Here is a 24,374-nt window from a genome sequence, read left to right as displayed (position 1 = left end):
GACCGACTGGTCGGCTGTCAAACTGGTCAGGGAAGAAATTTTCGGTTGACGCCCGACCAGTCGGTCGATCATCTGGGTCGCAGGAGAGCAAGCGATGACGAATAGCCCATTGATGGATGTCGCCCTGTTGCGGGGCTATGCGCCGTACACGCTTGCAGGATACGACATTTTCCGATCAGTGATCGAATCGGACGGCGCGGTGCCGGCTCGTCTCAAAGCGCTGTTCGCAGCGGTGGCTGCCGTCGATCGCCGCCATTTGCCCCTTGCGCGCCGGGAGCTGGAACGCGGCGTAATGCTTGGCCTGACCTCCAAGGAGGCGACCGCAGGCCTCATCGTGCTGTCCAGCCTCCGCGGCGAGGCTGCGGCGCTCGATTTCGCGCAGATCATCGAGGAGAGTTTCGGCGACGTCGAGGCGCCGGACCCGCAATCCCTGCCCACGGCGGCGGAGGGGGAGGCGGAGGCCAATTTTCGGGCCTATTGGGCAGGGAACATCCCGCCACCGCTCGGCGTGTTGATACGCCTCGTGCCCCAAGCGGCGGACGCCTATTATCTGATGCGGCGGGGCAGTATCGACGCCAACCCGCTTTCGCCCAAACATGGCGAACTGCTCCTGCTGGCCATCCTGGCGGCGGGATACAGCCCCATGGCCGCGACCCATGTGCGCGGCGCCCGCAATGCTGGCGCCTCCGACGAGGAAATTGCCGAAGCGGTGCTTTGCGCCGTTCCGTCGGCGGGGATCGCCGCCTGGATGGCGGTGGGCGGCATGCTTGCCCCGCCTGAAGAAGGCGGCATCGCCCGCTGACACGACACATCTTTTCACATCTTTGCCAAGGAGAGACTTACATGGAACCGGAAAAGGACGTCATCCAATATGAAGTGGCTGACAACGGCATCTGCACGATCTGGCTCAATCGCCCGCATGTGAAGAATTGCGTCAGCCCCCAGCTGCTGCGCGACCTCGAGGCGGCAGTGGACAAAGCGGCCGAGGATAATTCGGTGCTGGCGGTCGTTTTCCGTGGCCGTGGCCATACCTTCTGCGCCGGCGCGGACCTGGGGCAGCTCGTCGGGCCGGTGCTGCACGAAACCAGCACCTCGCTTCAGCTCGCGATCGACTCCGCGCGCACCTACGACAAGATCTACAATATGAAGAAGCCGACCATCGCCTGCGTCGAGGGTTACGCGGTTGCCGGCGGTTTTGAGCTGTTCATCTCGTGCGACTTCGGCATTGCCGCCGACGACGCCAAGATCGGCGACTTCCACATCCGCCGCGCCCTGTTCGGCGGCGCCGGTCCGATCTATCGCCTGCCGCGCTATATCGGCATGCGCAAGTCGAAGGAGCTGATGCTGACCGGCAAGCTCTTGTCCGGCAAGGAATGCGTCGAATGGGGCCTGTGCAACGCCTCGGCGCCCAGCGACCAGCTGGAGCAGCTGATCCAGGATTTCTGCGCGCCGCTGATCGACAAGAGCCCCTTCTGCATGTGGATGACCAAGATGGCGGTCAATCGCGGCATGGACGCCGACACCAACTCTCTCATCACGCTGGAAACCATGACCTGCAACGTGGTGCATCACTCCGCCGATGCGAAGGAAGGCGTCGCGGCCTTCCTCGAGAAGCGCCAGCCGGTCTGGACGGGCAAGTAAGCCATGGCGGTCAGCATGGTCGTCCTGGCCAGCCGGCCGCAGGACTGGACGCACGAGCAGTTCACAACCTGGTGGCGTGGGCCGCATGCCGACGCCGCCAGGGTGCTGCCGGGCCTTCTGGCCTATCGGCATGGCGCGGTGACGAAGGATTATGACAATCCGGAAGCGCCCGGCTGGGACGGCCACGCCGTGCTGACCTTCGCTGATCAGGCGGCGCTCGACGCCGCCTTCGCCTCGCCCGAATGGAAGGCGGCGACCGCCCAGACGAAGGGCATGGGCGGTCGGCGCATCATCCTCATCACCGATGAAGTCGATCTGCTTGCCGGAGACGATCATGGCTGACTGGAACCCCGGTTTCACCGCCGCTCAATTCCGCCTCGACGGCAAACGCGCGCTCATAACCGGCGGACGCGGCGCGCTGGCCGAAGCGATGGCCGCGACGCTGGCGGACCTCGGTTGCGCCGTCGCCCTCGCGTCCCGCACGGAGGCCGACTGCGCCGATCTGGCCGCCGGCATAGCCGAGCGGTTCCGGGTTCCGGCCGTCGGCCTTTCCTGCAACATCGCTGACGAGGCATCGGTGGAGGCGGCGGTCGCGGGAACGGTCGAACGGCTGGGCGGGCTCGACATCCTCATCAACAATGCGGGCGCGTCCTGGTGGGGGCTGCCGCAGGATATCCCGCTCAAAGGCTGGCAGAAGGTGATGGACGTCAATGTGACCGGCACCTTCCTCGCCTGCCGGCACGCCGCGCGCCACATGATCGCGGCGGGGGGCGGTGCGATCGTCAACATCGCGTCGGTCGGCGCCTTCCTGTCCTATCAGCCGGACGCAGGGCAGGTCGTTCCCTACACCACCAGCAAGGCGGCGATCGTTCACCTGACCAGCGATCTCGCGGCCCAATGGGCCGGTCACAACATCCGCGTCAACGCCATCGCGCCCGGTTCGATCGAGACCGGGATGACCGAAACGCTCGATCCCGCCATTCAGGAAAAGACGCGCGCAGGCATATTGATGCGCCGCTTCGGTCGCCCGGACGAAGTGGCAGGCACGCTGGCCCTGCTGGCGTCGGACGCGGGCAGCTTCATCACGGGTCAGACCTTCCTGGTCGACGGAGGGCAGTCCCTTGCCTGAAGAGCAAAGTCATCCGGCGTTCGAATGGGACGCCGAGCGGCTCTGGCCGCAATTCGCCCGCCTTGCCGAGGCCGCGCCGGACGCGCTTGCCCTGGCGGATTGCGACGACCGCCTGTGGAGCCGGGAAGAGCTGCGAGGGCAGGCGGTCGAGATCGCAGCCCTGCTGCAAGGCGCGGGAGTCGGATCGGGCGACCGCGTCCTCGTCACCGGGCACAAGAGCTCCGCGACGATCGCCACGGCGCTTGCCGTATCCTCGATGCAGGCGACTTTCTGCCCCGTATCGCCGAAACTCGGGGCGGGCGATCTTGCCACACTCGAATCCTCGCTCGGCCATGCCGCCAAGGTGAGCGGCGCTGGCAGCGCCCTGCCCGAGGTGGCCGCTGTCGTCGGCGACCGGTCGACTGATCCGCGCGATCGCGACACCGCGCTCATCGGCTTTACCTCCGGCAGCACCGGCGTGCCCAAGGGGGTGATGCATGGGCCCGAAGCCCTGAATTACGCGACCCGCGCCTGCGCTGCCATTGCGGGTTTGCAACCGGACGACGCGATCCTGGGCATCGTCCCGCTCGACAGCGCGCCCGGTTTCACTTTCACGGCGCATTTCGCGCTTTCATTGGGGCATCCGCTGGTGCTGGTCGACCCATGGGTGCCGGCGGAAGCGCTGCGGCGAGCCGAACGCTATGGCTGCGGCTGGGCGATCGCGGTGCCGACGCATCTGTTCACGATGGTGGAGGCCGCCCGGCTCGGCGAATGGACCGGCCGCCTGCCGCTGCGCGCCATGGCGGTGGGCGGCAGCGCGATGACGCCGGAGCTGATCGAGGATGCCGACCGGCTGCTCGGCCTCAAGGCGCTGCGCATGTTCGGCATGTCCGAATGCATGGGCCATGCTTCCACCCATCCAGCCCATTCGCTGGAACGCCGCCAGCTGTTCGACGGCATCCCCTTTCCCGGCACGCAGGAGGAGGCGTTCGACGCCGAACTGCGCCCGCTGCCGCGCGGCAGCCGGGGGCAGGCCGGCGTGCGCGGCCCTTCGCTATTTCTGGGCTATGCGCAGGGCATGGGGGCAGGGCAGGAGCGCATGACGCCCGACGGCTTCTACCTGACCGGCGACGAAATCGTCCGCGACGAGGCGGGCTTCGTGCGCGTCGTCGGCCGCATTAAGGACCAGATCATCCGTGGCGGCTTCAATATCGATCCGGCTGAGGTCGAAGCCGCCCTGCTGCGCCATCCCGCCGTTGCGGAAGTGGCAGTGGTCGCGGTGCCCGAACGCAAGTTGGGCGAACAGGCCTGCGCCGTCTGTCGGCTGCGCACGGACGACGGGAGCATCGGCCTGCCCGCCCTGCTCGACCATCTCTCCCAACAGGGCCTGTCCCGCAAGAAATGGCCCGAACATCTGGTGCTGGTGGAGGCCATGGCCGTCACCGCCACCGGCAAGCTCGACAAGAAGGCGATGGCGGCCATCGCCGTGGAGGAGGTCGCCCGCAGACGCGCGGCGCCGCCCCCCAGACAGGACGCATGACATGAAGCAGACCGCAACCAGCGTCGTCGCCGACGGCGTCGCCCTGATCACGCTCGACAATCCGCCGGTGAACGCGCTCTCCGCATCCCTCCGCCAGGGATTGCAGGCCGAACTCGAAAAGGCATTTGACGATGAGGCGGTTGGCGCCATCGTCCTGCTCTGCGCGGGACGGACCTTCATTGCCGGCGCGGACATCACCGAATTCGGCCAGCCCTGGCAGCCGCCGTCCCTGCCCGACCTCTGCACCATGCTGGACGATGCGCCCAAGCCCGTCATTGCCGCCATCCATGGCACGGCGCTTGGCGGCGGGTTCGAACTGGCGCTCGCCTGCCACTATCGGGTGGCGGCGCAGAGCGCGAAGGTCGGCCTGCCAGAGGTCCATCTAGGCCTGCTTCCCGGCGCGGGCGGCACCCAGCGCGTGCCCCGGATCGTCGGTGCGGAGGTTGCGCTCGAGATCATCACGTCCGGGCGGCAGATCAAGGCTGCCGAAGCCCTTGCGCTCGGGCTGGTCGACGCCGTGGTCGACGATGCGGCCTTGCAGGATGAGGCGCTGGCCTTCGCGCGCCGCATCATGGTCGATGGGGGTGCGAAGCCGCGAATACGCGACCGGGCCGACGCGCTCCGGGCCGATCGGGATCGCCCGGAGCTGTTCACCGCCTTCGCCGCTGCGAACGCGCGCCGCTTCAAGGGGGTCGTCGCGCCCGCCGCCATCATCGAGGCCGTCGAGGCGGCCGTGAGGCTCCCCTTCAACGAAGGGCTGGCAAAGGAAACTGCCTTGTTCGAGCGGCTGGTTACCAGCCCGGAGTCGGCCGCCCAGCGCCATGTCTTCTTCGCCGAGCGCGAGGCGGCCCGTGTTCCCGACATTGGTCCCGACACATCCGCTATCGACATCGGGTCGGTGGGCGTCATCGGCGCGGGCACGATGGGCGGCGGCATCACGATGAACTTCCTGAACGCCGGCATCCCCGTCACGCTGGTGGAGACCAGCCAGGAAGCGCTGGATCGCGGCCTCGCCACCATCCGCCGCAACTATGAGGCGACGGCGGCCAAGGGGCGGATGACGGCGGCGCAGGTGGAGCAGCGCATGGGCCTCATCACGCCCAGCCTCGATCTCGCCGCGCTTGCCGAGGCCGATCTCATCATCGAAGCCGTTTATGAAAGCATGGACGTCAAGACGGACATCTTCGCCAGGCTCGACCGGATCGCCAGACAGGGCGCGATCCTGGCGTCCAACACCTCCTTCCTCGATCTCAATCGCATCGCCGGGGCGACCAGCCGGCCGGAATGGGTCGTCGGCCTCCACTTCTTCTCGCCCGCCAATGTCATGCGCCTGCTGGAGGTGGTGCGAGGCGCGGCAACGTCCAAGCCCGTGGTCGCGACGGCGATGCGGCTCGCCAAGCGGATCGGCAAGGTGGCGGTGCTGAGCGGCGTATGCGACGGCTTCATCGCCAACCGGCTGCTGGCGCCACGGGGCGCGCAGGCCGAAGCGATGATGCTGGAAGGCACGCCGATCGCGGAGATCGACCGCGTGCTTGTCGATTACGGCTTTGCCATGGGGCATTTCCAGATGATGGATCTGGTGGGCCTGGACGTCATCGGCCGGAACGCGACGGAACGGACCGTGATGGGCGATCTGGTCGCCGCCGGTCGGCTGGGCCAGAAGCGTGGCGCAGGCTATTATGATTATGACGAGAAGCGGCGCTCGCGTCCTTCTGACGTGACAGACAGGCTGATCAAGGAGGTGGCCGCGGCCCACGGCGTCGCGCATGCCCCCACGTCGGGGGACGAGGCGCTGCTCGCGCGGCTGCTCTATCCGGTGGTCAACGAAGGCGCGAAGATTCTTGAGGAAGGCATCGCGCTGCGTGCGTCCGACATCGATATAGCGGCCGTGCTCGGCTATAACTGGCCGGTCTACCGTGGCGGGCCGCTGTTCTGGGCCGATCAGGTCGGGCTGGACCGGATCGTCGCGGACATGCGCCAACTCGAGGCGGTGCATGGCGAAAGCTTCCGCCCTGCGCCCCTGCTCGTGCGACTGGCGGAAGCGGGGCGGCGGTTCGGCGACGGGGCTTGATCCTCAACCGCGCCTGGCTGCTCGCGCGCAGGCCCGAAGGCGCGGTACAGGCCAGCGATTTCGCCTATCGCGAGGAGGCGTTCGATGCGCCTGCCCTGCAGGAGGGAGACATTCTCGTCCGCACGCGGATCATCTCCTGCGCGCCGACGATCCGCAACTGGCTGAACCCGCCCGAACGCAGCTATCGCGGCGCGATCGGCATCGGCGATCCGATCCGGGGCATGGCGGCGGTCGAAATACTGGCGTCGCGTCATGCCCGGTTCGAAGCCGGCCAGTGGGCAACGGCGGTGGCGCCCTGGCAGGATTATGCCGTCCTGCGCCCGGATGAGGCAGCCGTTCCCATTACGCCGATCGCCGCCGGGATGGATCCGGTCGACGCGATGACGCTTTACTCGCCCAACAGCCTGACTGCCTATTTCGGCCTTTTCGCCGTAGGGGAGCCAAAGCCCGGCATGACCGTCCTCGTATCCGGAGCGGCCGGATCGGTGGGGGCGATGGCGTGCCAGATGGCCCGCATCGCGGGCTGCCGGGTCATTGCGGTGGCGGGCGGTCCCGATAAATGTCGTTGGCTGAAGGAAGAAGGCGGCGCGGACATGGCGATCGACTATCGGTCCGCGAACCTTCCCGCGGCTTTGAAAGAGGCCAGTCCGAAGGGCATCGACATTTTCTTCGACAATGTGGGCGGCGACATATTGCAGGCCGCCGTCGACCGGATGGCCCCCCATGGCCGCATCCTGCTCTGCGGTCAGCTGGCCGCTTATGATTCGAACATCCCGGCCGCTGGCCCAAGGGACATGATGAAGCTTGTCTATGGCCGAATTCGGATGCAGGGCTTTGTTGTCGGGGATTATGCCGACGACTATGCGTCCGCGATCGCATCGATACGACAATGGGAAGCGGAAGGGCGGCTGCGCAATCGTTATGATCTGCGGGACGGGTTCGATCGCATACCCGACGCCTTCGTCGACATTTTCAACGGGCGCAATGCCGGAACATTGATCGTCCGGATCTGAATCGTCGCGCTTCACGAGGGGGTCGCCATTCCAAATCTGCCCTTGTCGTGGCGCTTGATGTCCATTCCCGCCCGGATTTTTGGTCCACCCGAGGTGCCTGAAATCTCGTTCGGCCATTCTCGTCAAGCACGATTTGCCGACGTGCTGGGCCAAAGCCCTACTCTTTGCTAAGGCGGCCTGTGCTTCAGCTCCCCCTTCCTGCGAAGGGCTCCCAACTCGACCAGTGCGGCGAGATCGCGAGTGGTAGTTGCTGGTGCGGCGCCGGTAATGATCCGGTAGTTTGCCGCGCTGAGGCCGCCTTTGAAGCCATGCGGGCCTTCAGCGAACATGCGAAGCAGGGCCTTCTTCTGTCGCGGGTTGATCTGGCCGCGAAGACGGTTGAGCAGCTTGGCCTTGGCCAGCGGAATGGACATGGCGCCCGCATGCGATCTGATCCGCGGCACCCCGGCCGGCAAGGTCCTCGCTGACCGTGCTTATGACGCCGACTGTCTGTACGGCCTCATCTACGAGCAAGGCGGCGAGCCGGTCGTCCCGCCCCGCCGCCATCGCAAATATCAGCATCCATATGATCGCTTCGCCCACAAACAGCGATGGGGCATCGAAGGCTTCTTCGCCAAGTTCAAGCAGTGCCGTCGCATCGCTATTCGCTACGACAAACTCGCCGCCAACTTTCTCGGCTTCGTCAAACGCGCCAGCATCATGCTTTTGGATCAAATAGGTAAATCGACTACAGCCTAAAGCTTCCCGTATTTCGCCTCGAACCCGGCAATGTCGCCGGCCGCCAGATATTTCGCCTGGTCGACCCACTGGTCGCGGACGGGGCGGCCGCGGAAATTGCCGAGCTTTGCGTCGACGGCCGCGATGTCCTCATCGGTCCAGGCGGCGATCTGGGCGAAGCTGGTGACGCCGAGCGCCGTGAGCTGGGCCTTGAGCTTGGGCCCCACGCCCTTCATCCGCAGCAGGTCGTCGCCCTCCGTGGCGGGCGCGGCGATCGACGGAGAGGCCGGGATCGGTTCTGCCGCCGGAGCCGGAACGGGCTCTTCGGGCGCGGCCGTCGGCGCGGCGGGCGCTTCATCCGGCAGGACGGGCGAAGGGGAGACCGCAGAAACCGGTTCGACCGGCGGCGGCGGAGGCGACGTCGTGACGAGCGCCGCGGGCTCGCCGGCCAGGAACTGCGGCGCATCCGCCACGCTCTCGACGGAAATGGATTCGCCTTTCTTCTGCCGCCCCGAAAGCAGGAAGATGGCGCCGATCACGACCAGCAGGCCGATCAGCAGCCACAGGCCATAGTCCATGAAGAATTCCTGCATCGCTCTGCGTCCTCCCTATTGTGTGGGCCTATTTAGGGACGGATCGGGCGGCGGGGCAAGGGCCGCTATTCGGCTCTATTGCGCTTCTCGGGCCACTTCCCGCCATCCGATGTCGCGGCGGCAGAAGCCGGTGGGGAAGTCGATGGCATCCACCGCACGATAGGCGGCCGCCTGCGCCTCGCCCACGCTGTCGCCGGTCGCGGTGACGTTCAGCACGCGGCCGCCATTCGCGACAATCCTGCCGCCTTTCTCCGCCGTGCCGGCGTGGAAGACGCGGGCGCCTTCCGCCTCGGCTGCGGCGATGCCCTCGATCGAGCCGCCCTTTTCGGGCGTGCCGGGATAGCCCTTCGCTGCCATGACAATGGTGAGCGCTGTGCGATCGGCGAGCGTCACCGGGCCCTGCTCCGCCAGCCGGCCCTGTGCGACGGCGAGCAGCAGCGCGGCGAGATCGCCGTCGAAGCGCATCATCAGCACCTGGCATTCGGGGTCGCCGAAGCGGGCATTATATTCGATCAGCTTGGGCCCTTCGTCCGTCAGCATCAGGCCGGCATAGAGCACGCCCGAATAGGGCATCCCCTCGGCCGCCAGCGTTTCGACCGTCGGTCGCACGATGCGGTCGATCACTTCCGCCTCCAGCGCGGGCGTCAGGACGCGCGCGGGGCTGTAGGCGCCCATGCCCCCCGTATTGGGCCCGGTGTCGCCGTCGCCGACGCGCTTGTGGTCCTGCGCGGAGCCGAAGGGCAGGATCGCTGTGCCGTCGGTCAGCGCGAAGAAGCTCGCTTCCTCGCCGGTCATAAATTCCTCCAGCACCACTTCCTCCCCGGCCGCGCCGAAGGCACCGGAGAACATGGTGTCGAGCGCATCGAGCGCCTCTTCCCGCGTCTGGGCGATGATGACGCCCTTGCCCGCGGCCAGCCCGTCCGCCTTGATGACGACGGGCAACCCGAAATCGGGCAGTGCCGCGATCGCGCCGTCCTTGCTGGTCACGCGCTCGTAGCGCGCGGTGGGGATGTTGGCGCGCCTGCACAGGTCCTTGGTGAAGCCCTTGGACCCTTCCAGCTGGGCCGCCCGCTTGCCGGGGCCGAAGACCGGCGTGCCCGTAGCGCGCAGATTGTCGGCCAGTCCATCGACCAGCGGCGCCTCCGGCCCGATCACGACAAGTCCGATCGAATGGCGGATGCAGAAGTCGACCACCGCGCGGTGATCCGCCGCATCAAGGTCGACCAGCGCCGCATGCTGGGCTATGCCGGGATTGCCGGGCGCGGCATAGAGCGCCTTGCACAGCGGCGATTGCGCCAGCTTCCACGCCAGCGCATGTTCGCGGCCGCCGCCGCCAAGCAGAAGGATGTTCATGACGCCCATGTCCCCGGAATATGATGCGGAATTTGATGGTTCGGGGCGCCTGTTAGCGGAGGAACGGGCAGGGGACAACGCGCCGCCGCTGTCGGTCAGCGAATTGTCGGCCCGGCTGAAGCGCACGGTCGAGGACCGGTTCGGCCATGTCCGGCTGCGCGGCGAGATATCCGGGTTCAAGCGTGCGGCGTCCGGCCATCTCTATCTCTGCCTCAAGGACGACAATGCCGTCATCGACGGGGTGATGTGGAAGGGCGGGGCCGCCCGCCTGGCCTTCGCGGCGCAGGACGGGGTGGAGGTGATCGCCACCGGCAAGCTCACCACCTATCCCGGCCGGTCCAAATATCAGATCGTGATCGATCGGATGGAGCTGGCCGGCGAAGGCGCGCTGATGGCGTTGCTGGAGAAGCTGAAGGCGAAGCTCGCCGCCGAGGGGCTGTTCGATCCCGCGCGCAAGCGGCGGCTGCCCTTCCTGCCGCGCACCATCGGCGTCGTGACGTCGCCGACGGGGGCGGTGATCCGGGACATATTGCACCGGCTGGCCGACCGCTGCCCTACCAATGTGCTGCTTTGGCCGGTGCTGGTGCAGGGCGAGGGCGCGGCGGCGCAGGTGGCGCGCGCGGTGCGCGGCTTTTCGGCGATGCCGGCGGACGGCCCGCTGCCCCGTCCGGACCTGGTGATCGTCGCGCGCGGCGGCGGGTCGATCGAGGATCTGTGGAGCTTCAACGAGGAGATCGTGGTCCGGGCGGTCGCGGAATGCACCATCCCGACGATTTCCGCCGTGGGGCATGAGACCGACACGACGCTGTGCGACCATGCGGCCGACATGCGCGCGCCCACGCCCACCGCCGCGGCCGAGATGGCCGTGCCGGTGCGCGCGGAACTGGTCGCCATGCTGAAGGAACAGGGGCTGCGCATGGACCGGTCCGTGCGGCGCGGCGCCGCGCAGGCGCGCGAGCGGCTGGAGATGCAGGCGCGGCTGATGCCGACGCCCGACACGCTGCTCGCGCCCCAGCGGCAGCGGCTGGACCAGCTGTCGGATGCACTGGCGGGCGGACTGCGCCATCGGGTCGCCGAAGCCCGCGCCCATCTGGGGCAGGCGGGCGGGGCGCTGCGGCCTGCCTTGCTAAGGCAGGCGCTGGGCCGCGCGCGGGAGCGGGTCGAGCGGCTGCAACTCCGTCCGGACTATCTGGCCCGCGTCCATGCCGACCGCGCCACCGCCTTCGACCGGTTGTCGCGCCTGTTCGTCTCGCTCGATCCGGACAGGCCGTTGCAGCGCGGCTTTGCCCGCGTGATGGCGGGCGAGCATGTGGTGAAGGGCGTGGCCGACGCGCGCGCCGCCGGGCAGGTCGTTCTGCACTTCAGGGACGGGGCGGTCGGCGCGACCGTGGAGGGCGCCCCCCTTGAGCCGGACGGCCCAACCGGCCTATCTTCCCCTCAGCGCCCCGCCCGCAAGCCGCGCGGCGAGGGCGAGACCCGGCAGCAGGACCTGTTTTCCTGATGCCCAGACCCGATGGAAAGCCCCTGTCGCCATGCTGATGTCCAACCGCGATCGCCCCGCCCGGCTGCATTATATGCCCTACAGCTTCCGCGTGTTGCAGGCGGGCGACCATGTCGTCTGCGCGGTGACGGGCGCGAAGATCGCGCTGGAGGAGCTGCGCTACTGGAGCATCGCCCGGCAGGAACCCTATGCCAGCGCAGAGGCGTCGGCACAGGCGGAGCGGGAGGCCGGCACGCTTTGAAGGGACGGCTGGCCGCCCTGATGCTGGCGCTGCTGCCGGTGGCGGCAACGCCGGCCCAGCCGTCCGCGTTTCAGCTTTCCGGCGCGCCGGGCCAGGGCGCGACCATGCTGGGCACCGCGCCGCCGGGCACGGTCGACCTTCGGCTCGACGGCCAGCCCGTCGCGATGGGTGCGGACGGCCGCTTCCTAATCGCCTTCGACCGTGACGCGCCGCCGCAATCCCGATTGGTCGCGCGGCTGGCCGATGGGCGGCTGATCGACCGGCCGCTGACCGTCGCGCCGCGCGACTGGCGGATCGAGCGGGTCGATGCGCCGCTGCGGCCGACCAGGAGCAGCGAGGCCTTCCTCGCGCTGCGCAGGCCCGAGCTGGAGCAGATCGCGGCCGCCCGGGCGAAGACGACGGCCGCGCAGGGATGGCGGCAGCGCTTCATCTGGCCGCGCCGGGGCCGCATTTCCGGCCTGTTCGGCTCGCAGCGCATCTATCGGGGGCAGCCCGGCGCCTATCATGGCGGGGTCGATGTCGCCGGCGCGACGGGCGAGCCGGTGGTGGCGCCGGCCGATGGGGTGGTGATCCTGGCGGCGGACCACCCCTTCACCCTGGAAGGCAATCTGCTGATGATCGACCATGGCCATGGCCTCAACAGCGCCTTCCTCCATCTGTCGCGGATCGACGTGAAGGTCGGCGACACTGTGGCCCAAGGGCAACGCATAGGCGCCATCGGCGCCACCGGGCGCGCGACGGGGCCCCATCTCCACTGGGGCATGAAATGGAACGAGGCGCGGATCGACCCGATGCTGATCGCGGGGCCGATGTCGCAGGCGCGGTAGGCGCCCGCGACGCGCTCGCCGCCGTTCGCGCGATCAGCCGATGCGCTTCATGCGGACGGCGCGCCCCTCTATCCTGCCCATGAAGCTGCCCATCGACGCGCGCTTGATCTCGATCTTCATGCCCGGCTTGGGTTCGCGGAAGGTGACGGCTTCGGTCGTCACCCACTGCGCGCCATCTTCCAGCCGGATCTCCCATTTGCCGTAGCCCAGGCTGCGGACCGAGGCGATGGTCGATTCAATCTGGGAATAGCCTTCGGCCTCCTTCTCCTTCTCCTCCTCGTCATCGCCGCCGCCCAGGAAGGGCAGCTTGGGAAAGGAGAAGCCGAACAGGGTCTTGCGCGTCTTGCCCAGCTCCGTCTTGTCCAGCACGACGACCTCGTCGCGCTGCGAAGCGGTTTCGATCGCCGCCACCTGACGGTCGAAACAGGCCAGCCGCTGCGCATCGTCCGTGACCGTCCGGCACTGGAGCAGGTCGTCCAGGATCTGGGGCCTTGGCTGCTGCTTGCGCGGCGCGCTGGCGCCCGGCGCGGCCAGGCACAGCGGAATCGCGAGCAACAGGATGTGCGGCATTTTCATGGATGGTTCCCCGATCAGCGCGTGATGCCCTTGGCTTGCACCCGGTGGGGCTGGCCCGTCAACTATTGCCTTCGGACGATGAGAGGGGCCGTCCAAGGCCATATTCTGTCAGCCCTCGCTGCTACGCAGCATGATTTATACATGCTCCCGCGATTATGGGAAATTATCTTGCTTTACAGTCGAGATATTCGTCTACCGCAGTGTTGTTGCATTTTTGATACAGCGCTGTTCAAAAGCGAACGGCGGCGTTTCGGGCGCCTATACACGCTTTACACGGCCTTCCTCCCAACGCAGGTTTCGCCCATCCGTGCAGGGGGGTCGCTGTCGGGCACTTTCATCCCCTTGCAGGTACATATGTGAAGGCAGGTCATCTGCCGAACTCCAGAGCAAGGGACTGGACAGTGAAGACATTTTCCAAAAGGGCACTTCTGCGTGCCGGCGTCGCGCCTGCGATTCTGAGCGTGTCGCTGGCTGCAACGGCTGCGTTCGCGCAGGACGCGCCGCAGGCTGCCGAGGCTGAGAGCGCCGACACCATCGTGGTGACCGGCTCGCTCATCAAGAACCCGAACCTCGCCCGTTCGACCCCGGTGACGGCGACCACCGCCGACCAGATCGAACTGAAGCAGAACAACACCGCGGAAGACATTCTGCGTGAAATCCCGGGCATCGTTCCCAGCATCGGCTCGGCCGTGAACAACGGCAATGGCGGCGCGTCCTTCGTCAACCTGCGTGGCCTGGGTTCGAACCGCAACATCGTCCTGCTGGACGGCGACCGCCTGGTCCCCGCCGAACTGAACGGCCGTTTCGACCTCAACAACATCCCGGTTGCCTTGGTCGAGCGCGTCGACGTGCTGACCGGCGGCGCGTCCACCACCTATGGTGCGGACGCCATTTCGGGCGTGGTGAACTTCATCACCCGTTCCGACTTCGCCGGCTTCGAAGCGAACGTCTCGAACCAGATCACCGAAGACGGCGACGGCAACTATGTCCGCGCCGACATCACGATCGGCGCGAACTTCGACGACGGTCGCGGTAACGCGGTGTTCGCCGTGGGCTACCAGCAGTCGGACCCGGTCTATCAGGGATCGCGCAGCTTCTCGAACGACCAGGTCGATTCCTACAGCGGCGCCATCGGCGGTTCGGGCACGTCCACTCCGTCGCGTTTCTCGAACACCAACCCCTCGGGCACGGCGACCGGCAACGGTACCCGCCAGATCACCGCCGACGGCACTGCCTTCCGCCCGACGACGGCGTTCGACGCCTTCAACTTCAACCCGTACAACATCTTCCAGACGCCGTTCGAGCGCTTCAACATGTTCGGTGCGGCCCGCTACGAGATCAGCGACGCGGTCGAGGCCTATACCCGCGGCATCTTCTCGAAGAACACCGTCAAGACCATCATCGCGCCGTCGGGTGCGTTCGGCATCGCCGTCCAGGTGCCGCTGAGCAATCCCTATCTCACCACCGCGCAGCGCAACGCCTTCTGCCAGCGCAACGTCGCGACCGCGGCTCAGATCGCGGCGGGCACCTACATTCCGTTGCTCACGCCGGCACAGTGCGCCGCCGCGGCGACGGCAGTCGATCCGAGCGACCCGAACTATCGCGAAGTCACCACGGCTTTCTCGCGCCGTGCGACCGAGCTGGGGCCGCGTATCTCGGAATTCACCACCACCTTCTTCGATTATAAGGCGGGCTTCCGCGGCGGCATCACCGACACCATCAGCTGGGATGTGTCGGGCGCCTATGGCGAGAGCGAGCAGACCCAGACCCAGCAGGGCTACTGGCTGAACTCGCGCGTGCGCCAGGCTCTGCGGGCGACCAGCACCACCGAGTGTCTGGACACAACGAACGGCTGCGTCCCGCTGAACGCCTTCGGCCCCGACGGCTCGATCACGCCGGAGATGAATGCATTCCTGAACGCCAACAGCCAGGTCGTCACCAAGACCTCGCTGGCGCAGGCCAACGCGACCATCAATGGCGATTTCGGCTGGGCGGTGCCCTGGGCCAGCGACGCGGTGGCGTTCGCGATCGGCGGCGAATATCGCAAGTACACCGCATCGCAGGAATCGGACCTGCTGTCGCAGTCGGGTGACCTCGGCGGCGCCGGCGGTGCGGCGCCGAACATCGCGGGCGGCTATGACGTCTACGAAGCCTTCGGCGAACTGGTGCTGCCGCTGGTGCAGGACAAGCCCTTCTTCCAGGATCTGACCGTGGAAGCCGGCATCCGTTACTCCAAGTACAGCGTCGACGCGCCGAGCAACCCGTCCTACAAGACGACCACCTGGAAGGCGGGCGGCAGCTGGACGCCGGTCGACGGCTTCAAGATCCGCGGCAACTATGCGCGTGCGGTGCGCGCGCCCAACATCGCGGAGCTGTTCGCGCCGGTGAACACGCTGCTCACCAACCTGTCGGTCGACCCTTGCTCGGGCGCCGCGCCGGTGACCAACGCCAATCTGGCGGCGGTCTGTATCGCCCAGGGCGCGCCTGCCACCACGATCGGCTCGATCACCAACGATCCGGCCGGCCAGGTGAACTACACCGGCGGCGGCAACCTGAACCTGAACCCGGAAAAGTCCAACAGCTGGACCCTCGGCGCGGTCTTCCAGCCGAGCGCGCTGCCGGGCTTCTCGGCGACGGTCGACTATTACAACATCAAGATCACCGACGCCATCACCTCGCCCACCCCGGGCGATGCGATCTCGGCCTGCTTCGACAACATCACCGCCGCCAGCGCGACCGATCCGTCCTGTACGGTTATCCGTCGTAACCCGCTGACCGGCGAACTGTTCGGCGAAGCGGCGACGACCCCCGGTCTGTCGCTGGTGACCTCGAACCTGGGCAAGCTCAGCACCGATGGCGTCGATTTCTCGCTGAACTATCAGAAGGATATCGGCTTCGCCAACCTGTCGCTCAGCCTGATCGGCAACTGGACCAACAGCTCGAAGTTCCAGGCGACCTCCGCCTCGCTGAACCGCGAATGCGTGGGCTACTACTCGGTCAACTGCGCGTCGATCCAGCCGGAATGGCAGTTCTCGCAGCGTACCACGCTGGGCTTCGAGAAGTTCGACCTGTCGCTGCTGTGGCGCTACATCGACACTGTCAATTTCGAGCCCCAGCAGCTGGCGGACGATCTGGCCGCGGCAATCGACGCGGGCTGCACCGATCCCAACGGCGCCGATCCGGATGGCTGCATGGTCGACCCCGAGTTCCGCAAGATCAAGGCGGAGCACTATTTCGACCTGACCGGCCGCTTCCACGTGTCGGACGAGATCACCATCACGCTGACGGTTCAGAACATGCTGAACAACAAGCCCAAGGTGGTCGGCAACACGCTGGGTTCGACCAGCTACAACAGCGGCAACGTCTATCCGTCGACCTACGACGCGTTGGGCCGCCGTTATGCGGTCGCCGCGAAGTTCCGCTTCTGATCGATCCGATCGGAACGAAAGGAAAGGGCCGGCATTGCCGGCCCTTTTTCTTTTTGCCGCCGTTGCCGTCGGGTCGGGCTGGAGAGACGGCCTGCTGCGAGCTGGCTCTGATCCGCCCAGCGACACTGTGAACTTCGTAGGAACGCGCCCGCTCCTTGCCCGATGGAACGGCGGGGTTCACAACGGGTTCAAGCCTCGCCTCCTAGAAAAGCCATCCCGAACCAACGGAGAAGACCCATGAAGCGCATCCTTGCGCCCCTCGCTCTGGCGCTGGCCGTGTCCGGCCCCGCCGCCCTGCTGTCGGCGCCTGCCGTCGCCCAGCAGGACGTATCCGACCTCGGCCAGGTCAACGCCTATATCCGCGCCGTCACCACCATGACCGCCGATTTCGCGCAGACCGACCGCAACGGCCAGACGCTCACCGGGCAGCTTACCATCAAGCAGCCCGGCAAGATCCGCTTCCAGTATCAGAAGGGCGTCCCGCTGCTCATCGTCGGCGACGGCAAGGCGCTGACGATGATCGACTATGAAGTGCGGCAGGTGCAGCGCTGGCCGATCGGCAACTCGCCGCTCGGCGCGCTGATCGACCCGTCGAAGGATCTGTCGAAATTCGGCCGGGTGATCCAGACCGGCGATCCCAAGATCCTTTCGGTGCAGGCGCGTGATCCCAAGCGGCCCGAATTCGGCACCATCACCATGATCTTCAACCGCGACCCGTCCGGTCCGGCCGGCCTGCAGCTTTATGGCTGGGTTGCGCTGGATTCCCAGAACAACCGCACCGCAGTCCGCCTCACCAATCAGCGCTACGGCGTGCCGGTGGCGAATTCCGCGTTCCGCTGGGTCGATCCCCGGCCGAAGGGACGCTCGACGGGCGGTTAATGGAGCGCGTGCTGCGATGGATGGAAAACTTTCTGCTTCCGTTCATCCAGCGCTCATATCCGGAACGCTAATCAGAGCATCGACGGCGCGGGACGCTATCCGGGATTTCCCCCCTGTTACCCGGATCCAGCCTTCGCCGCAGAGCGCTTCAAGGGCGCGATCGAGACCCCCGTTCCACGCCCCCGGAGCGGGGGTCTTACTTTGTGCCGCCCCGGCGCCGGGGAGGGCCACCCTTGCGCCGCGGGGCTTAGGTGCCTAGTGGGATCGGCATGCCCCAAACTCTCAGTATCGCGTCCTGGAACATCAACAGCGTCCGTGCCCGGCTCGAAATCGTCGAGCGCTTCCTGATCGAGGAATCCCCCGACATCCTGTGCCTGCAGGAAACGAAGGTGGTGAACGACACCTTCCCTGCCGGCCTGTTTCGCCAGCGCGGCTATAACCATCAGGTGCTGCACGGCCAGCCCATGCACCATGGCGTCGCCATCCTGTCGAAGGTGCCGATCCGCGAGCACGACCGGCTCGACTGGCAGGCCAATGGCGAGGCGCGTCATGTCGGCGTGCGGCTGGACAATGGCGTGCGGATCGAGAATGTCTATGTGCCCGCGGGCGGCGACATCCCCGACCGGACGCTCAACCCCAAATTCGGCCAGAAGCTCGACTTCCTTGAGCGGATGATCCAGTGGTCGACCGCGCTGGACGACAAGCCCACCATCCTCACCGGAGACTTCAATATCGCCCCGATGGAATGCGACGTGTGGAGCCACAAGCAGCTCCTCAACGTCGTCAGCCATACGCCGATCGAGTGCGAGATCCTGGCCCGGCTGCAGGCGTCGAACAACTGGGTCGACATCGGCCGCAAGTTCTTCCCCGCGCCGGAGAGGCTCTACACCTGGTGGAGCTATCGCGCCCGCGACTGGTCGGAATCGGATCGCGGCCGCCGGCTGGACCATATGTGGATGACGCCCGACGTGGCCGAAAAGGCGGTCAGCCACCGTGTCATAGAGCCCGTGCGCGGATGGCTGCGGCCTTCGGACCATGTGCCGATCGTCACGGAATTCGCCTTCTGATGTCCGCCCGCGCTGCCGCCCGCGCCATCGACGCCCTGCGGCGCGGCTGGGCGGTGACCGTACGGGCGGACGACGGCGCGCTGCGGCTGATGGCGATCGAGGGGGCGGATGCGGTGACGCTCGCCGGCTTCGATCCCGAAGATCGCGCAGACCTGCTGATCTCCGCCGCGCGCGCGCAGACGCTCAAGCTCGCCAACCAGCTCGCCGCTGCCGATCCCGACCTGCCGGTGCTGATCGCCCGCACGCCCTGGATCGACGCTGCCGCCGCGATGGCGATCGCCGATCCCGTGCGCGACCTCGCCTCGCCGCTCAAGGGGCCCTTCCAGGCGAAGGCGCTCGCCGCGCCGCAGGCTGCCGAGGCAGCGCTGCGTCTGGCAAGACTCGCCGGGATTCTGCCCGCTTTCTTCGTCGGCAGCACCGAAGGGGAAAGCGAGGTCGTCGTTGAGGTCCCCGATGTTGCAGCCTATGACGATGCGGCGCATCTTGCCATCGCGACGCGGGCGCGCCTGCCGGTGTCGACAGCGGAGAATGCGGAGATCGTCGCCTTTCGCAGCCCCGACGAGCCGCGCGAACATGTCGCCCTGGTCATCGGCCAACGCAATTCCAGTCCGCCGGTGGTCCGGCTGCACAGTGAATGCCTGACCGGCGACGTGCTCGGCAGCCTCAAATGCGATTGCGGTCCGCAGCTGCACGAAGCGTTGCATCGCATCGCCGACGCGCAGTGGGGCGTGCTGCTCTATCTGCGGCAGGAAGGGCGCGGCATCGGCCTCGTCAACAAGCTGCGGGCTTATGCGCTGCAGGATCAGGGCTTCGATACGGTCGACGCCAATGTCCGCCTCGGCTTCGCGATCGACGCGCGCGATTTTTCGGTTGCGGCGCGAATGCTCGACCTTCTCGGCATCGGCACCGTGCGCCTGCTCACCAACAATCCACAGAAGGTGGCGGGACTGGAAGGCGCGGGCATCAGGGTAGCCGAGCGGCTGCCGCTCGTCCTGCCCGCCAACCCCTATAATGAACGCTATCTGGCCACGAAGCGCGACCGCACGGGCCACCAGCTGTGAGCGTCGTCCATGTCGACAGCGCCGCCGCCCGCCTGCGGTTCGGCGCACTCGACATGGCCTGCACCCTCGGCAGGGGCGGAAGCTGCCCTGCGGCGGAAAAGCGGGAAGGGGACGGCTGCACGCCGATCGGCACTTGGCCCCTGCGCGGCGTCCTGCTGAGGCCGGGCAAGGCCGACCCCGACGGCATCCGCCTGCCATGGCGCTGGACCCGCGCGCAGGATGGCTGGTCGGACGATCCGGCGGATCCGGCCTATAATCGCCCGGTGCGCCTGCCCCGTTCCTTTTCGGCCGAAACGCTGCGGCGGCAGGACGATGCCTATGACATCATCGTCGTGCTCGGCCATAATGACGCGCCGCCGGTGCCGGGGAATGGCAGCGCGATCTTCCTCCACCTTTCGGAAGGGCGCCCGACCGCCGGCTGCATCGCGCTGGAGCGCGCCGACATGCTGCGCCTGCTGCCGCTCCTCACGCCCGGCGACGTGATGGAGATCGCCTGAATCAGGCCCGCTCCAGCATTTCGGTGGTCTCGCCGCCCGCCGCTTCCAGCAGCCGCCGCTCCAGCGTCTGCAGCCGGCCCTTGCTCTCGATCTTCCCGCCCAGCAGGTCGGTAACGTAGAAAGTATCGACCGCCCGCTCGCCATAGGTCGCGACATGCGCGCTGTGCACCGTCACCTTGGACTGGAACAGCGCGTTCGCCAGGCTGAACAGCAGCGCCGGCCGGTCCCGCGCGTTGACTTCGATGACGGTGAAGCGGTTGGACGCCTTGTTGTCGATCAGCACATTGGGCACGATGCGGAACGCTTCGGCACGGGTGCGGGGAAGCGGCCGGGCCTCCAGCTTCGTGATCATCCGGTGCCGGTTCGCGAGCGATTCCTCGATCGCGTTGCGGATGCGCGTCAGTTGCTCCGGACTGTGGAACGCGCCGCCTAGCGGATCCTGCACCAGGAAATTGTCGATGGCGACGCCGTCGCGCGTCGTGTGGATGCGCGCATCGATGATGTTGCCGCCCGCCAGGTGGATGGCGCCGGCGATGCGGTAGAACAGGCCCGGATGGTCCGTCGCATAGACCGTGACCAGCGTGGCGCCGCGCTGCGGATAATATTGTGCGGCGATCGACAGCGGGGAATCGCCTGCCGCCAGGATATGCTGCGCATTGTGAAACAGGATGTCGTCGGGCTCGGCGATCCAGTAGGATTCGGGCAGCCGCCTGCGCAGCGGCTCGAACTCCGCCTCGGTCTGTCCCAGGGCCAGGCGCAGTGCCTCCTGCTTCACGACGACCCGCTCCGACCGGCCCTTCTGCTTGTGGCCGAGCCGCAGCACCTCCTCCGCCGCCTCGTAGAGGTCGCCCAGCAACTGGCGCTTCCAGCTGTTCCAGACGCCCGGCCCCACGGCGCGGATGTCGACCACGGTCAGGCACAGCAGCAGTTTCAGCCGTTCGGGGCTCTGCACCACGTCGATGAAGTCGAGGATGGTCTTGTAGTCGGAAAGGTCGCGCTTGAAGGCGGTCGCGGACATGAGCAGGTGATAGCGCACCAGCCAGGCGACCGTCTCCGTCTCAGCGGGCGTCAGCCCCAGCCGCGGGCAGAGATGCTCGGCCACTTCCGCACCCAGGATGCTGTGGTCGCCGCCGCGTCCCTTGGCGATGTCGTGCAGCAGCACTGCGACATAGAGCACCCGGCGCGAGATCAGCTTGCCCATGATGTCGGTCGCCAGCGGATGGTCCTTGGCGAGGTCGCCCTTCTCGATCTGCGCGAGCAGCCCGACGGCGCGGATCGTGTGCTCGTCCACCGTGTAGTGGTGATACATGTCGAACTGCATCTGCGCCACGACCCGGCGGAAATCGGGGATGAAGCGGCCGAACACGCTCGATTCGTTCATCCAGCGCAGCACCGTCTCGGAATCGCGCGGGGATGTCAGCACCTGCAGGAAGGCGGCGTTGGCGCGCGGGTCGCGCCGGACCTTGGCGGAGATGAGGCCCGCGTCGCGGCTTGCAGCGCGCATGGCGCTTGGATGGATGGCGAGGCCGTGGCGGTCGGCGACTGCGAAGATCTCCAGCAGCCGGACCGGATCCTCCTGGAAGAAATCGTCGCTCGGCAGCGCGAGTCGGCCCCGCTCGAGCACGAAGCCGTCCAGCTTCTTGGGACGACGGAAGAAGGCGGGGACATAGCGGCGCCCCTTCGCCGCGAGCTGGTCGTCCAGATGCGCCAGGAACACCGCGGTCAGGTCGCCCACCGTCTTCGCGTTGAGGAAATAGTAGCGCATGAAGCGCTCCACCCCCGATCGGCCGTGCCGCCCGATGAAGTGCATCCTTGTCGCCGTCTCGAGCTGCAGGTCGAAGGTCAGCCGGTCCTCGGCGCGGCCGGTGATCATGTGCAGGTGGCAGCGCACCGCCCAGAGGAAATCCTCCGCCTTCTGGAACTGGCGCAGCTCCGCCTGGGTCAGCAGGCCGACATCGACAAGCTCCGCCACCGACCGGACCCGGTTCACATATTTCCCGATCCAGAACAGTGTATGCAGGTCGCGCAGGCCGCCCTTGCCTTCCTTGACATTGGGTTCGACGACGTAGCGGCTGTCGCCCATCCGCTTGTGCCGCTCGTCGCGCTCCTCCAGCTTCTCGGTGACGAAGGCGCGGGCGGTGCCCTGCATCACCTCCGCGTCGAAGCGCTTCGCGGTCTCCTCGTAGAGCGCTCGGTCGCCCCAGATGTAGCGGGCCTCCAGCAGGGCGGTGCGCACCGTCAGGTCCGATTTCGCCATGCGCATCGTCTCGTCGACGGAGCGGCTGCTGTGCCCGACCTTGAGGCCCAGATCCCAGAGCGAATAGAGCATGGATTCGATGACCTGCTCGGTCCATCCCGTCGGCTTCCAGGGCGTGATGAAGCCGATGTCGACATCGCTGTGCGGCGCCATCTCGCCCCGGCCGTAGCCGCCCACCGCGATCAGCACGATGCGCTCGCCGGTGCTGCGGTTACCCGCCGGGTAGAGGTGATGGGTGGTCGCGTCGTAGAGCAGCCGCAATATCTGGTCGATCAGGAAGGCGAAGGCCGTCACCGCTTCCCGCCCGCGGGTGGGCTTGGCCTCCAGCCGTCGGGCCACCTCCAGCCGTCCCGCTTCCAGGGCGGCCTTCAATTCCTTCACGATCAGCGGGCGCAATATCGCGCGATCGCCCCGATGCGCCTGCGCCAGGGCGGTGATGCTGTCGGATATCGCGCGACGGTCGATGATGGTGCGGCGCGACCCCAATGCAGGGAACTGCATGACCATGGCGCCTATCTAGTCGCGCTTCTGCGCTGCGGCCAGTTGTTTCAATCGATAGATGTGATCGAGCGCCTCGCGCGGCGACAGGGCATCGGCATCGATGGCGTCCAGCGCCGCGTGCAGCGGATCGGGCGCCTGTTCCTGCTGCGCGGCGGCGGCGGCGAACAGCGGCAGGTCGTCCAGTCCCGCGGCAATCCCCCCGGTTTTCGCCTTGCCCGCCTCCAGCCGCGCCAGCACGTCCTTGGCCCGTTTCAGCACATGGGCGGGCAGGCCCGCCAGCCGCGCCACCGCCAGGCCATAGCTGCGGTCCGCCGGCCCTTCGGCCAGTTCGTGCAGCAACACCAGGTCGCCCTTCCATTCGCGCGCGCGGACATGGTGCAGCGACAGCGCCGGCAGCGTTTCCGCCAGCCGCGTCAGCTCGTGATAATGGGTCGCGAACAGGCAGCGGCAGCGGTTCACTTCATGCACCGCCTCCACCACGGCCCAGGCGAGCGCCAGCCCGTCATAGGTCGACGTACCGCGCCCCACCTCGTCCAGGATCACGAAGCTGCGCTCGGTCGCCTGGCTCAGGATCGCCGCGGTCTCCACCATCTCGACCATGAAGGTCGACCGCCCCTTGGCAAGATTGTCCGATGCGCCGACGCGGCTGAACAGCCGGTCCACCAGCGTGAGCGTCGCGCGTTGCGCGGGGACGAAGGCGCCCGCCTGTGCCAGGATTACGATCAGGGCGTTCTGCCGCAGGAAGGTCGACTTGCCGCCCATATTCGGGCCGGTCACCAGCCACAGCCGATCGTCGGGTGACAGGCCGCAGTCGTTGGCGACGAACGGTTGCCCCTGCTGCCGCAGCGAATCCTCGACCACCGGATGCCGCCCGCCCACGATGTCCAGGCAGGGACCGGCGCCATCCTCCGGCACGAAATGCGGTCTTTGCCAGCCGCCCTCCGCGGCGCGCTCGGCGAGCGCTGCCGCCACGTCCAGCCGGGCGAGCGCATCTGCGGCGCGGGCGATGTCGGCCTTGCGCGTCAGCACCGCCTCGATCAGCTCCTCGAGATGAGCGGCCTCGGCGGCCAATGCATGGGCACCCGCTTGCGCCACCCGGCCCGCCTCTTCGTGCAGATCGACCGAATTGAAGCGCACGACGCCGGCCAGCGTCTGCCGGTGGGTGAAGCCGCTTTCGGGGCGCATCAGCGGGTCGGCCGCGCGCGCCGGCACCTCGACATGATAGCCGAGCACACCGTTATGCCGGATCTTGAGCGAGCCGATCCCCGTCTGCTCGCGATATTTCGTTTCCAGCGCGGCGATCGCGCGGCGCCCGTCGCCGGCCATGCGCCGCAGCTCGTCCAGCGCCGCGTCATAGCTGTCGGCGATATAGCCGCCATTGGCGGTCTCGGTCGGCGGGCTCGGCACCAGAGCGCGGGACAGCATGTCGACCAGCGCTCCATGCCCGTCGAGCGCCGGCAGCAGTTGCGCCAGCAGCAGCGGCCGGTCGGCCAGCCTGCCGAG

20 protein-coding genes and 1 pseudogene are annotated in these 24,374 nt (G+C 67.2%); 16 read left to right on the top strand and 5 right to left on the bottom strand.

Annotated features, from left to right (window positions below; translation table 11 throughout):
* Positions 1-94 precede the first annotated feature (94 nt).
* The 8 genes and pseudogenes from M529_RS41840 to M529_RS41800 all read left to right on the top strand — a co-directional run.
* Positions 95-802, top strand: coding sequence for a carboxymuconolactone decarboxylase family protein (locus M529_RS41840; protein ID WP_031295279.1), 708 nt, complete (start codon positions 95-97; stop codon positions 800-802).
* Between the two features lie 41 nt (positions 803-843).
* A complete protein-coding gene (locus tag M529_RS41835) occupies positions 844-1,641 on the top strand; it encodes an enoyl-CoA hydratase/isomerase family protein (RefSeq protein ID WP_021319190.1) in 798 nt (265 codons plus the stop codon).
* 3 nt (positions 1,642-1,644) lie between these two features.
* Complete coding sequence (locus M529_RS41830; RefSeq protein ID WP_021319189.1) at positions 1,645-1,983, top strand: EthD family reductase; 339 nt, start codon at positions 1,645-1,647, stop codon at positions 1,981-1,983.
* Positions 1,976-2,770: an SDR family NAD(P)-dependent oxidoreductase gene (locus M529_RS41825; RefSeq protein WP_021319188.1), complete on the top strand. Its 795-nt coding sequence runs from the start codon at positions 1,976-1,978 to the stop codon at positions 2,768-2,770. Before M529_RS41830 ends, M529_RS41825 begins: the two co-directional genes overlap by 8 nt.
* A complete protein-coding gene (locus tag M529_RS41820) occupies positions 2,763-4,289 on the top strand; it encodes a class I adenylate-forming enzyme family protein (RefSeq protein ID WP_021319187.1) in 1,527 nt (508 codons plus the stop codon). Before M529_RS41825 ends, M529_RS41820 begins: the two co-directional genes overlap by 8 nt.
* A 1-nt stretch (position 4,290) precedes the next feature.
* On the top strand, positions 4,291-6,360 hold the full coding sequence (locus M529_RS41815) for a 3-hydroxyacyl-CoA dehydrogenase NAD-binding domain-containing protein (RefSeq protein WP_021319186.1): 2,070 nt from the start codon (positions 4,291-4,293) through the stop codon (positions 6,358-6,360).
* Positions 6,357-7,373, top strand: coding sequence for an NADP-dependent oxidoreductase (locus M529_RS41810; protein ID WP_021319185.1), 1,017 nt, complete (start codon positions 6,357-6,359; stop codon positions 7,371-7,373). Before M529_RS41815 ends, M529_RS41810 begins: the two co-directional genes overlap by 4 nt.
* Before the next feature lie 386 nt (positions 7,374-7,759).
* Positions 7,760-8,111, top strand: a pseudogene (locus M529_RS41800) (transposase); the annotation flags it as partial.
* Here the strand turns inward: M529_RS41800 and M529_RS41795 are convergent.
* The gene (locus tag M529_RS41795; protein ID WP_021319182.1) at positions 8,108-8,683 is read right to left on the bottom strand and encodes a hypothetical protein; all 576 of its coding nucleotides are present in this window, start codon (positions 8,681-8,683) and stop codon (positions 8,108-8,110) included. The pseudogene M529_RS41800 and the gene M529_RS41795 sit on opposite strands and share 4 nt — an antisense overlap.
* Positions 8,684-8,758: 75 nt before the next feature.
* On the bottom strand, positions 8,759-10,036 hold the full coding sequence (gene purD / locus M529_RS41790; RefSeq protein ID WP_021319181.1) for a phosphoribosylamine--glycine ligase: 1,278 nt from the start codon (positions 10,034-10,036) through the stop codon (positions 8,759-8,761).
* Between the two features lie 7 nt (positions 10,037-10,043).
* On the opposite strand from purD, the gene xseA reads away from it, so the two are divergent.
* From xseA to M529_RS41775, 3 genes are read left to right on the top strand one after another with little or no spacing between them, the layout of a single operon-like run.
* Positions 10,044-11,537 (top strand): exodeoxyribonuclease VII large subunit, encoded by a 1,494-nt coding sequence (gene xseA / locus M529_RS41785; RefSeq protein ID WP_031295276.1) that lies wholly within the window; start codon positions 10,044-10,046, stop codon positions 11,535-11,537.
* 31 nt (positions 11,538-11,568) lie between these two features.
* Positions 11,569-11,778, top strand: coding sequence for a DUF2093 domain-containing protein (locus M529_RS41780; RefSeq protein ID WP_021319179.1), 210 nt, complete (start codon positions 11,569-11,571; stop codon positions 11,776-11,778).
* Entirely contained in the window at positions 11,775-12,605 is an 831-nt protein-coding gene (locus M529_RS41775) for a M23 family metallopeptidase (RefSeq protein WP_021319178.1), read from the top strand. Before M529_RS41780 ends, M529_RS41775 begins: the two co-directional genes overlap by 4 nt.
* Before the next feature lie 33 nt (positions 12,606-12,638).
* On the opposite strand, the gene M529_RS41770 is transcribed toward M529_RS41775, so the two are convergent.
* Entirely contained in the window at positions 12,639-13,181 is a 543-nt protein-coding gene (locus M529_RS41770) for a hypothetical protein (protein WP_021319177.1), read from the bottom strand.
* 401 nt (positions 13,182-13,582) lie between these two features.
* Between M529_RS41770 and M529_RS41765 the strand changes: the two genes are divergently transcribed.
* From M529_RS41765 to M529_RS41745, 5 genes are all read left to right on the top strand, one after another.
* A complete protein-coding gene (locus M529_RS41765; RefSeq protein WP_021319176.1) occupies positions 13,583-16,609 on the top strand; it encodes a TonB-dependent receptor domain-containing protein in 3,027 nt (1,008 codons plus the stop codon).
* A 237-nt stretch (positions 16,610-16,846) separates the two neighbouring features.
* Positions 16,847-17,488 carry a LolA family protein gene (locus tag M529_RS41760; RefSeq protein ID WP_021319175.1) on the top strand — a complete coding sequence of 214 codons (642 nt, stop codon included), beginning with the start codon at positions 16,847-16,849 and terminating at the stop codon, positions 17,486-17,488.
* A 269-nt stretch (positions 17,489-17,757) separates the two neighbouring features.
* Complete coding sequence (xth, locus tag M529_RS41755; protein ID WP_021319174.1) at positions 17,758-18,555, top strand: exodeoxyribonuclease III; 798 nt, start codon at positions 17,758-17,760, stop codon at positions 18,553-18,555.
* A complete protein-coding gene (ribA, locus tag M529_RS41750; protein WP_021319173.1) occupies positions 18,555-19,616 on the top strand; it encodes a GTP cyclohydrolase II in 1,062 nt (353 codons plus the stop codon). The genes xth and ribA overlap by 1 nt, the downstream gene beginning before the upstream one ends.
* The gene (locus M529_RS41745; protein WP_021319172.1) at positions 19,613-20,113 is read left to right on the top strand and encodes a L,D-transpeptidase family protein; all 501 of its coding nucleotides are present in this window, start codon (positions 19,613-19,615) and stop codon (positions 20,111-20,113) included. Before ribA ends, M529_RS41745 begins: the two co-directional genes overlap by 4 nt.
* Before the next feature lies 1 nt (position 20,114).
* On the opposite strand, the gene M529_RS41740 is transcribed toward M529_RS41745, so the two are convergent.
* On the bottom strand, positions 20,115-22,877 hold the full coding sequence (locus tag M529_RS41740) for a [protein-PII] uridylyltransferase (RefSeq protein ID WP_021319171.1): 2,763 nt from the start codon (positions 22,875-22,877) through the stop codon (positions 20,115-20,117).
* Between the two features lie 9 nt (positions 22,878-22,886).
* Positions 22,887-24,374: DNA mismatch repair protein MutS (gene mutS, locus M529_RS41735; RefSeq protein ID WP_021319170.1), on the bottom strand; the 1,488-nt coding region annotated here is incomplete at its 5' end.

Source organism: Sphingobium ummariense RL-3 (genome assembly GCF_000447205.1).
Classification (GTDB): Bacteria; Pseudomonadota; Alphaproteobacteria; order Sphingomonadales; family Sphingomonadaceae; genus Sphingobium; species Sphingobium ummariense.
Note: the sequence above shows the minus strand (reverse complement) of the source record. Positions and strands in the feature narration are given on the sequence as shown.